General features: G+C 43.7%; 10 protein-coding genes. 2 read left to right on the top strand and 8 right to left on the bottom strand.

Going from position 1 to position 9,187, the window contains the following annotated elements:
• The 6 genes from DSBG_RS05700 to DSBG_RS05675 form a co-directional block, all read right to left on the bottom strand.
• A partial coding sequence (locus DSBG_RS05700; protein WP_141694240.1) for a hypothetical protein occupies positions 1 to 258 on the bottom strand: 258 nt, incomplete at its 3' end.
• 338 nt (positions 259 to 596) lie between these two features.
• Entirely contained in the window at positions 597 to 2,189 is a 1,593-nt protein-coding gene (clcA, locus tag DSBG_RS05695) for a H(+)/Cl(-) exchange transporter ClcA (protein WP_068963220.1), read from the bottom strand.
• A 64-nt stretch (positions 2,190 to 2,253) separates the two neighbouring features.
• Complete coding sequence (gene alr / locus DSBG_RS05690; RefSeq protein WP_068963219.1) at positions 2,254 to 3,378, bottom strand: alanine racemase; 1,125 nt, start codon at positions 3,376 to 3,378, stop codon at positions 2,254 to 2,256.
• Positions 3,348 to 4,967 (bottom strand): bifunctional ADP-dependent NAD(P)H-hydrate dehydratase/NAD(P)H-hydrate epimerase, encoded by a 1,620-nt coding sequence (locus tag DSBG_RS05685; RefSeq protein WP_068963218.1) that lies wholly within the window; start codon positions 4,965 to 4,967, stop codon positions 3,348 to 3,350. Before DSBG_RS05685 ends, alr begins: the two co-directional genes overlap by 31 nt.
• A 100-nt stretch (positions 4,968 to 5,067) precedes the next feature.
• A complete protein-coding gene (locus DSBG_RS05680; protein WP_068963217.1) occupies positions 5,068 to 5,424 on the bottom strand; it encodes a holo-ACP synthase in 357 nt (118 codons plus the stop codon).
• A gap of 15 nt (positions 5,425 to 5,439) precedes the next feature.
• The gene (locus DSBG_RS05675) at positions 5,440 to 6,063 is read right to left on the bottom strand and encodes a GntR family transcriptional regulator (RefSeq protein ID WP_491005709.1); all 624 of its coding nucleotides are present in this window, start codon (positions 6,061 to 6,063) and stop codon (positions 5,440 to 5,442) included.
• Between the two features lie 215 nt (positions 6,064 to 6,278).
• On the opposite strand from DSBG_RS05675, the gene eam reads away from it, so the two are divergent.
• Positions 6,279 to 7,529, top strand: a complete 1,251-nt coding sequence (eam, locus tag DSBG_RS05670) for a glutamate 2,3-aminomutase (RefSeq protein WP_068963216.1) — start codon at positions 6,279 to 6,281, stop codon at positions 7,527 to 7,529.
• Between the two features lie 34 nt (positions 7,530 to 7,563).
• Positions 7,564 to 7,749, top strand: coding sequence for a hypothetical protein (locus DSBG_RS21625; RefSeq protein WP_083236736.1), 186 nt, complete (start codon positions 7,564 to 7,566; stop codon positions 7,747 to 7,749).
• 49 nt (positions 7,750 to 7,798) lie between these two features.
• Here the strand turns inward: DSBG_RS21625 and mnmL are convergent, their stop codons facing one another.
• Entirely contained in the window at positions 7,799 to 8,713 is a 915-nt protein-coding gene (gene mnmL / locus DSBG_RS05665) for a tRNA modification radical SAM protein MnmL/YtqA (RefSeq protein ID WP_068963215.1), read from the bottom strand.
• 71 nt (positions 8,714 to 8,784) lie between these two features.
• The gene (locus tag DSBG_RS05660; protein WP_068963214.1) at positions 8,785 to 9,174 is read right to left on the bottom strand and encodes a VOC family protein; all 390 of its coding nucleotides are present in this window, start codon (positions 9,172 to 9,174) and stop codon (positions 8,785 to 8,787) included.
• Positions 9,175 to 9,187 lie beyond the last annotated feature (13 nt).

Here is a 9,187-nt window from a genome sequence, read left to right as displayed (position 1 = left end):
CGCAAACCCCAGGACTTCGCATTCTCGTTTGAAGAATTCGTGGGGTATTTGGATCAGGATCCCGGCACCGTCTCCGGTATTTTCATCGGCTCCGCTTGCTCCTCTGTGGTTTAAGTTTTCCAGTACTGTTAAGGCTTCGTCGATAATGTCATGGGACTTTTCTCCCTTGATATTAACAACAAACCCCATACCACATGCATCATGTTCTAAGGCTGGATCGTAAAGCCCTTGTTTCTTTGGTAAACCATAACTTTGCATATTACACACCCTTTATTGTAATACAGTTTTTTTCTAGGATAAATTTGTAAAATATTAGAATGCCCAAAATCTTTGAAGAAACCCCAGAACCCCAATCGACAACTACTATCTCAACGTGGTAGAAAGCAAGGGAACGTCTAAGTTTGTAAACTCCTATATTTAACGAGTACAAGTTCGATTTTAGCATATTAGCGGATTTATGGTAACTAAAAGCTCCAAAGTATTATGTATTTTTACAATAAAATACATAATACTTTGGAGCTTGCCAGGGGGAGCTAAAAGGGACTGCGATGTAACTGTTTACCAGCTTGTTGCAGCCCCTTTTAAAATTGAATTTATTACCTGCCATTATGGATTTCACAGCTTCCAACCAAACAAATTAAAGCATCATTTATTTTTGCAACTTTATCCTCATTTGTCAGGACAATTAAGTAATCACCTGGATAAATCACCGTGTCCCCTTTCGGTATTATTTCCCGTTCGCCACGTTTAACTGAAACCAAAAGGCAATGGGCCGGCCATTTGATTTCTTTGATTTGTTTACCATCCAATATTGATCCCATACATACTGCAAACTCTAAAATGTATTTTGATTTCTCATTTCCAGCTTCCATTCCTTCGCCCTGTTTATGCAAGAATTTCTCAAGCAAGGACTCATATATTGGTTTTGAACCTAAAAGATCCGCTACTATATAGGCAACAATAGATACAATTGCTAAGGTAAGCAAATGACTAAAGGAGCCTGTCATTTCTGTAATCAGAATTGTCCCTGTAATCGGAGCTCTAACAACAGCGGTGAAATAACCAGCCATGGCCAGTATTATGAAATTATTAACATAGGTACTATCCATATGAAAAACATGGACTAGCGTAATCCCATAAATATTACCTATTAGGGCACCTATAGCAAGTAGTGGTAGAAAAATCCCCCCCGGCGCTCCCGATCCATAGCACGCCATAGTGAATAAGAACTTTGCTAACATCAGAACCAAAAGAATTCTAAAAGGATAATTTCCTTTTGTGACAAGCGAAGCTATCAACTCGTGACCGCCGCCTAAAACTTGGGGCAAGAAAAATCCTAAGAGTATTGAAATCAGTAACGGAATGATGACCCAATATTTTTTGGGCAACCAATTTTGCATAGCATATAAGTCTTGAGTCTTTAAAAGAGTTTTATTGAATACAACCCCTAAGACGCCTATGATAGCTCCCAATATAATAATATAGAAATAGTACCGAAGAGGAAAGTCGTGTAAGTTCGCAAAGTTAAGGACTGGTTTCAAACCAAAAAATTCGCTGGTCACAAAATCCGCCGATACTGCTGCCGATACTGCTGAAAGTAATACTAAGGGTGAAAAGTTTTTATGGACTTCCTCTAAGGCAAACATAACCCCTGCCAAAGGAGCACCAAAGGCCGCCGCAAGCCCTGCGCTTGCACCACTTGTGGTAAGATATTTTTCTTCTATTTTAACTCTTTTTAATACTTGACTAAAACCCTGTCCAACTGCAGCACCCAGTTGGACAGATGGGCCTTCCCTTCCCATAGAAAGTCCTGACCCTATCGCTAAGACTCCTCCAACGAACTTTCCTATAATAACCTTCCACCAATTCATGGATAATTTTCTTAACAAGACTCCTTCAACTTGAGGGATACCGCTACCACTAATCATAGGATCATGTTCGACCAATAAACCTACAACATAACCTATTATACAAAGTACCCCAATCCAAGCAAAAATGAGTGCTGGTCGAACAGTCAAAACATTATAAACTTTTGTTAACATGAGTCCGGCTTCTTCCAGCATAAAACGATATAGCACTACTAAGAGGCCCGTAAGAATACCTACACCCATTCCTTCAAACACTAATTTCAATCTAAAACTATTCCAATGGAACAATGTGTTATACGTGTTATGCTTGTTATTTGTCATAGTAGTTTAATGCCCCCATTATTTACAGAACACTCCATAAACCTTTAATGAAAAATCCCTCCTATTAGCTGTTCTCCATCGAGTCAAGATAAATTCGAGGCACTCGTTTAGAAATTCCACACACGACTTCATAGCTAATAGTACCCATCCATCCTGCCATTTCTGTCGCTGTAATTTGTTCATATCCATCCTTTCCCAGAATCGTAACCACATCACCCACTTGTACTTTTGAGATCTTAGTCACTTCAAGCATTGTTTGATCCATACAAATCCGTCCGATCATCGTGGAGCGCCGCCCGTGAATCAGCATTTCACCATAATTGGAAAGTGCCCTGCGCAACCCATCTGCATAGCCCACTGGGATGGTAGCGACACATGTAGGATAGGCTGCTTGAAATGTACATCCGTAACTTACAGTTTCACCCGTCTTAATACTTTTGACATGGGACACTTTCGCTTTCCATGACAGAACCGGTTCCAAGCCGACATTTCCACCAATCTGAGCAGACGGTACAAGGCCATAAAGGCTTATTCCTGGACGAACAAGTTCGAAATGTGATTCTGGGAAATGGATGATCGCTGCACTGTTTGCCGCATGGCGGATCGGAATATTAAGTCCAGCACTCTTCAACTTCTCATAAAGAGCTTGAAAACGTTTAAGTTGCACTCGGGCAAACGACAGATCCGATTGATCAGACGTAGCAAAGTGAGTGAAAATCCCTTCGATATAAAGATTCGGTAAAGCGGAAATTTCCATAATTTCGTCAAAGTCTATCTCGCGAAACCCGATCCGGTTCATTCCTGTATCTACTTTTATATGTAATCGCACTGTTTTGTTTTGTTTCACAGCTGCTTCAGAGAGTGCTAGAGCCTGGGATAATTGGAAAACCGCAGGAATAACCTCTTCCTTAACCAAGATATCCATCTGGTCCAGTTCAGTAGCCCCGAGAACCATGACTGTAAGCTCGGGAAATACGGCTTTAATTTCTAGCGCCTCTTGTAAGAGAGCAACCGCAAAACGTTTTGCTCCACACGCCTGTAACGTTTTCACAATGGGGATCACCCCATGACCATAGGCATCTGCCTTGACGATTGGCATCATTTCACTTCGGGTATACGCCTGTAGCTTGTTGTAATTTTCTCTTAGCGTTTGGAGATTTACCTCAGCCCAAACTTGTCGTAACCCCATTTTCCCATCCTCTCTTTCTCTAAAGGCTTTAGTTCCAACTCACGCCGAACTTTAGGCAGCCGATCGGCCACTTCCGAGGCCGTAAATCCTAACCACCCATACTCAGTCGCTAAGTTATCTGCAGATTTCCCGTGCAAATATACACCTAGACATGCAGCTTCAAGTGGATCAACCCCCTGGGCCAACCAAGCGAGAATGCTGCCTGTAAGTACATCGCCAGTCCCTCCTGTTCCAAGTCCCGGATTTCCAGTAGGGTTGAAAAAGGCGCGACCATCAGGCGCCGCAATAATGGTCACTGAGCCCTTTAAAACAACCACTGCCTCCCACTCTACGGCTTTCGCCACCGCAATCTCCAAGCGATTTCGCTCAATATCTTCAACACTGCACTGACAAAGTCGGGCCATCTCACCAGGATGAGGCGTAAGAATCAACGGACCAAGACCGTTTCTCAAGTTAAGTAAACCTGGTTCTAATCCTACCAGATTAAGCGCGTCGGCATCCAAGACGACCGGGCAACGTATAGTTTCCATAATTTTGTCTAATACCGTTATAAATTGGGTATTTTGGCCTAAGCCTGGGCCAACGGCAAAGGCTTGGGCTTTTTCAGATTGCTTTAAGATGACCTGCCAAGCTTCCTCATTCAAAGAATCGTCTCCTGGAGCGGACCAAGTCGTCGCCTCTGTAAGGCTAGCATCTACGTCTTTCGCAATCCCAGTGGGGGTAACAATCTGCAACAGTCCAATGCCGCTTCGCAAAGCACCTCGTCCTGCAAGAATAGCAGCCCCACTCATTCCTTTAGACCCTGCAACAAGAATCCCTTTTCCGTGGGTTCCTTTATGACCCTTAAGTTGGCGAACGGGAAGCATATTGCGGACATCGTCATCAGTCAACACAAACGTGGAGATCGCTTCATCTCGAGTGTAGGATTCCGGGATTGAAATAGGGTCCACAACAACCCGTCCGCTATACTCTGGCCCTTCACCAAGAAAAAGACCCCATTTAGGGAGTCCGAAGGTAACTGTCGTTTGAGCGCGAATCGCCGTGCGATATACCTTACCAGTATTGGCTTCCACTCCACTCGGGACGTCAATAGAGATCACCCATCCAGGAGAACAGTTCACTTCGTCTACATACTCTTCTATTAAGCTGGGTAAAGCACCCCGCAGCCCAATTCCGTAAAGAGCATCGACCACGACATCTGCTTGCGCTAAGGCTAGACGTGTCAAACGACGTTGTTTCTCTCCTTCGATTATAAAACACTTTCCAGACATCCCTTGGAAAAGGTGCAAATTTAAGGCGGCATCCCCTTTAAATTCCTCAAATCCTGCAAATAAAAAGACCGTGACATCCATGCCTTGGAAAACTAAATGTCGAGCCACCGCTAATCCATCTCCGCCATTATTTCCCTTCCCAACCAGGATCACTGCTTTTCGTCCGCTTAAATCTGCCTCCTCTTTGGGAAAACAACGCCGAATTTCTTCGACAACTGCCCAGGCTGCATTTTCCATAAGCAGCAAACTTGGAATGCCATAATGATGAATGGCTCTTTCCTCAATCTGCCGCATCTGTTCCGCGCTGACTACACGCATTCTCCTCACCCCGGTTCTGTTATATTTATCATATCATATCTCATTAACTTAGAACTGTCGCCTTCATTCTTCATCATTGCAACATCGAATCTCATTTTGCTCAACTTAAAATCGCAAAAGCCATCGCCTGTGTGCGATCATGAGTTAAACTTATGCGAACTTGGGACCCACCTCGAGCCCTAACCTGATCCATAGCTCTAACGCTAAGATATACCAGAGGTTCGCCGCTTGAATCACTTAAGATTTCTATATCATGCCAAGACAATCCACGCAAGCCAGTGCCTAATGTTTTAAGAACAGCCTCTTTTCCAGCAAAACGCGCTGCGTAACTCTGAATACCTTTCCCTATTAAGTTACTCTGCTCTCGCGTTGTGAAAAGGCGTTCATATAACTTAGGCTGTCGTTGAAACGCCATAGAAAATCGCTCTATTTCAATGATATCAATACCAGGATACATTCTGCCCGCTCCAAATCATAAAATTAATTGTTGCAACTTTTCCTGCCCTTCTGATGACCCCGCGGCCAACAGGACATCTTCTGCCCGAAGAACAAAACCTGCTTCCGGAGAAAATTGTTCAAAGCCATCACGAACTACCGCTATAATAGTTGTCCCCGTACGCTCACGAATTTTTAATTCCCGCAAAGTCTTCCCAATTGCTGGAGAAGCTTTTCCAATTTCTATTTCCCCAACATCTAACCAACGGGACATTATTCGGTCAGCATATCCCCGCAATTTGTTCAGATGGCTTTCAATCTTCAAATCATTTTCACGCCTTTGATCCATTAGACTTTTTAAGTCTTCGAGAAAGACCTGAATTTCACCTTTTTGATCAAATGATTTAATAAATTTCTCGGCCAAAGCTTTCGATGTTACGGTAATCCCTACGCCTTGACTGACCACGACGACACCGACATTTTGTAAAATAGCGATGGCCCGGCGAATAGTTTCCGGTGACACATTGTACCGTCCTGCCAAAGTAGAACGACCATGAATTTTTTCGCCTTCATGGTATTCCCCCATCATAATAGCGTGAGCTATATCTATCGCGATCTCCTGGTAGCGTGCATGTTCCAATACCTTCATCCCCTTACTCATTTCTACTATTATAGCATAGCCATCTTCTAGTGGCATCATCCTATTGACAACTAACAACCCCTATGTTATTATAAGGTTGTTAGTGATTATGAGCCATTTCTGAAAATATGTTTCTTCTAAATAAACACACTCTAAATCCTAGTCTTCGCCATTGGAACGCAGTTAATCTAATAGCATCATTTGACCTATCTGAAGTAGAGGAGGAGGAAATAAGAATGGCTGTTCAACTTAGCAATAGACCAGATACGTTTCGTCAGTTTGCACTAAGGCGAGCCTCAGAACTGAAACAAAAGATCGTTCCTTATATCCAAAAGTGCAAAACAATTCCGACGGGATTTACAAGTATAGAAGCCTATCAATTACGCCGAGCAACCATTTTAAGCTATTTCAGCGCAACGCTTGAGGACTGGGAAAACTGGCACTGGCAAATGCACAACAGAATTACAGATGCCCACGTCTTAAGTAATTTGCTCCCTGGATTAACCTCCGAACAATGTCAAGAAATAGCACGTGTTGGGAAGACCTTTCGCTGGGCATTATCTCCGTATTATTTGAGTTTGATCAATGATACCGATCCGTTTGACCCAATTAGACTTCAAGGATTACCTACCCAAGCTGAGCTTGTCGATGATTTCGGTGAAGAAGACCCGATGGGAGAAGCTATTACATCTCCTGCGCCTTGTATCACGAGGCGTTACCCGGACCGCCTGATCATCAACGTCACCAACATGTGCGCCATGTACTGTCGCCATTGTCAGCGCCGACGTAATATTGGTGAAACGGACACCCATCAAGAACGAACCCAGCTGAGAGCAGCTCTCGATTATATTCGAGCAAATCCGGAGATACGGGATGTCTTGGTGACTGGAGGAGATGCTCTACTACTCAGTGACTTAACCCTCGATTGGCTTCTCGGGGAACTCCATGCCATACCCCACGTAGAAATTAAACGTCTCGGGACACGGACTCCGGTAACTCTCCCCATGCGCATTACAGATCAACTATGTTCTATATTGGCTAAATATCCACCTATATATATTAATACGCAGTTCAACCACCCTAAGGAAGTTACCGCAGATGCCAAAAAAGCGGCTGACAAACTTGTTGCAGCCGGAGTGATTTTAGGGAATCAGGCAGTATTGCTCAAGGGCATAAACCACCAACCAGAAGTCATGAAAAAGCTTAATCAAGAACTACTCAAAATTAGAGTCCGGCCCTACTATATCTTCCATGCTAAGAACGTCAAAGGAACACGTCATTTTGTGCCGCGGATCCAAGATGGACTTGCCGTTATGGAACACTTACGAGGATATACTTCGGGCCTTGCGATACCAACCTATATTATAAATGCCCCCAAAGGCGGAGGCAAGACTCCCATTTCACCTCAATACTTGATGTCCCTTGATGAAAACAAAGCGATCCTGCGTACTTGGGAAGGAAAATTGATTCAGTACGAGACTCCATAATAAGCTTATATAGTTTGAAAAGGGGGCGGTGTCAATGACTGAACGTCTTAATAACGATCAAATAATCCGACGGATCACAGATGCAAATTCAGATCTGAAGCGTTACTTGAACTTAGCGCCTGGCCTCAAATTGACCCCATCTCACCCTAAAACTCCCAACGAACATTCGGAACGTTCGATTCTACCACCTCGGTTTCCTAGGCCTCCACTAAGGCCTTAAAAATACTCATAACTTTATCTCCTCCTTTTAAGGGCGATCCTGCGGGTCGCTATTTTTTCGCCCTTTTTCCCTGCCATGTGTCTCTGCGTACAAGCTCGGCATCAATCGCATTGAGAACTTCCCATTTTTTACGACTCCAGAGAGGCCCTATAAGATCATCCGGAGGCCCATCTCCTGTCAAACGATGAATAATCATCCCCGAGGGGACGATCTCTAAAATATCAACCACGAGCGAAACATAGTCCTCTTGAGTCATAAGATCAAACGGTTCACGCTGATAAACTGCTGCCAAAGGGGTTCCTCTCAACACATGAAGCAAATGAATCTTGATTCCTTGTAAAGGCATCTTGGCAACCGCTTGGGCGGTTTCTAACATCTCCGTTTTCGTTTCCCCAGGTAAGCCGAGAATTATATGAGCACAAACCCGTATCCCTCTGGAGCACAACAGATCAAGACCCTTCAGGAATTGGGCATAGTTATGGCCCCTTTCAATCCACTCCATGGTACGATCATGAATACTTTGCAACCCTAGCTCTACCCACAAATACGTTCTCTGATTCAGTTCTTCAAGATAGTCCAGCACATTCTCTGGCAAACAATCCGGTCTTGTTGAGATGGATAACCCTACAACGTTTTCCTCTCTTAAAGCCTCTTCATAGACCTCACGTAACCGCTCTACCGTTGCATAAGTATTGGTATAAGCCTGGAAATAAGCAATGTACCTTGCGTTGGGCCATTTTTTCTTCATCCGTTCCGTTACTTCGATGAATTGATCATGGATGGATAACCCCTGTTCCCCAGCGAAATCCCCGGACCCTCGTTCGCTACAGTAGACACAGCCATCCCTACCCAATGTCCCATCCCGGTTTGGGCATGTAAATCCAGCATCTAAAGAGACCTTGAAAATTTTCCCACCGAACCTCTCCCGTAAATGTTCGTTAAAGGTATGATATCTCTTTTGCATATCGAAATTCCATTCTCTATTATAGATTAATCCATAATCTTCTTGGCAATTGTGTTTACGAAGCTTCCCACTTACTCCTGATATAGTTCAAGCTTTTCCCTGCTAGGACCACGGAAAAAGAAATTATATCGTCCTTCTCCTAAGGTCATTGGCTCCGCAGAGATCAGCTCCACCTCAAATTCTTTTAAGCGCTTGACGGCTTTGAAGATGTCCGATACCCGCAGCGCTAAATGATTGACAACTCCATCCTCAAAACGTTGACCATCGACAACCTCAACAAGCTCTACAACTGTACCCCCTAACTCTAAAAAAGCTAATTCCACATCACCCGGTTTAATCCGGTATAAAAACTTAAAACCCAGTATCTCAATGTAGAACTGAAGGGCTTTCTCTATATCCAAGGCCTTAATCCCAATATGTTCGACTCCTGTAAAAAGAGACTCGTTCTTTATTCTCTCCATTTTTCTCCTCCTA

Source organism: Desulfosporosinus cupriresistens (assembly GCF_001707885.1).
Lineage (GTDB): Bacteria > Bacillota > Desulfitobacteriia > Desulfitobacteriales > Desulfitobacteriaceae > Desulfosporosinus.
Note: the sequence above shows the minus strand (reverse complement) of the source record. Positions and strands in the feature narration are given on the sequence as shown.

What these genes read in the sequence shown, in the direction of transcription:
- DSBG_RS05680 (WP_068963217.1), bottom strand. Translation starts at nt 5,424, where the DNA reads ATGTATCCTGGTATTGATATCATTGAAATAGAGCGATTTTCTATGGCG.
- alr (WP_068963219.1), bottom strand. Translation starts at nt 3,378, where the DNA reads ATGGGGTTACGACAAGTTTGGGCTGAGGTAAATCTCCAAACGCTAAGA.
- eam (WP_068963216.1), top strand. Translation starts at nt 6,279, where the DNA reads ATGGCTGTTCAACTTAGCAATAGACCAGATACGTTTCGTCAGTTTGCA.
- clcA (WP_068963220.1), bottom strand. Translation starts at nt 2,189, where the DNA reads ATGACAAATAACAAGCATAACACGTATAACACATTGTTCCATTGGAAT.
- mnmL (WP_068963215.1), bottom strand. Translation starts at nt 8,713, where the DNA reads ATGCAAAAGAGATATCATACCTTTAACGAACATTTACGGGAGAGGTTC.
- DSBG_RS05675 (WP_491005709.1), bottom strand. Translation starts at nt 6,063, where the DNA reads ATGAGTAAGGGGATGAAGGTATTGGAACATGCACGCTACCAGGAGATC.
- DSBG_RS05685 (WP_068963218.1), bottom strand. Translation starts at nt 4,967, where the DNA reads ATGCGTGTAGTCAGCGCGGAACAGATGCGGCAGATTGAGGAAAGAGCC.
- DSBG_RS21625 (WP_083236736.1), top strand. Translation starts at nt 7,564, where the DNA reads ATGACTGAACGTCTTAATAACGATCAAATAATCCGACGGATCACAGAT.
- DSBG_RS05660 (WP_068963214.1), bottom strand. Translation starts at nt 9,174, where the DNA reads ATGGAGAGAATAAAGAACGAGTCTCTTTTTACAGGAGTCGAACATATT.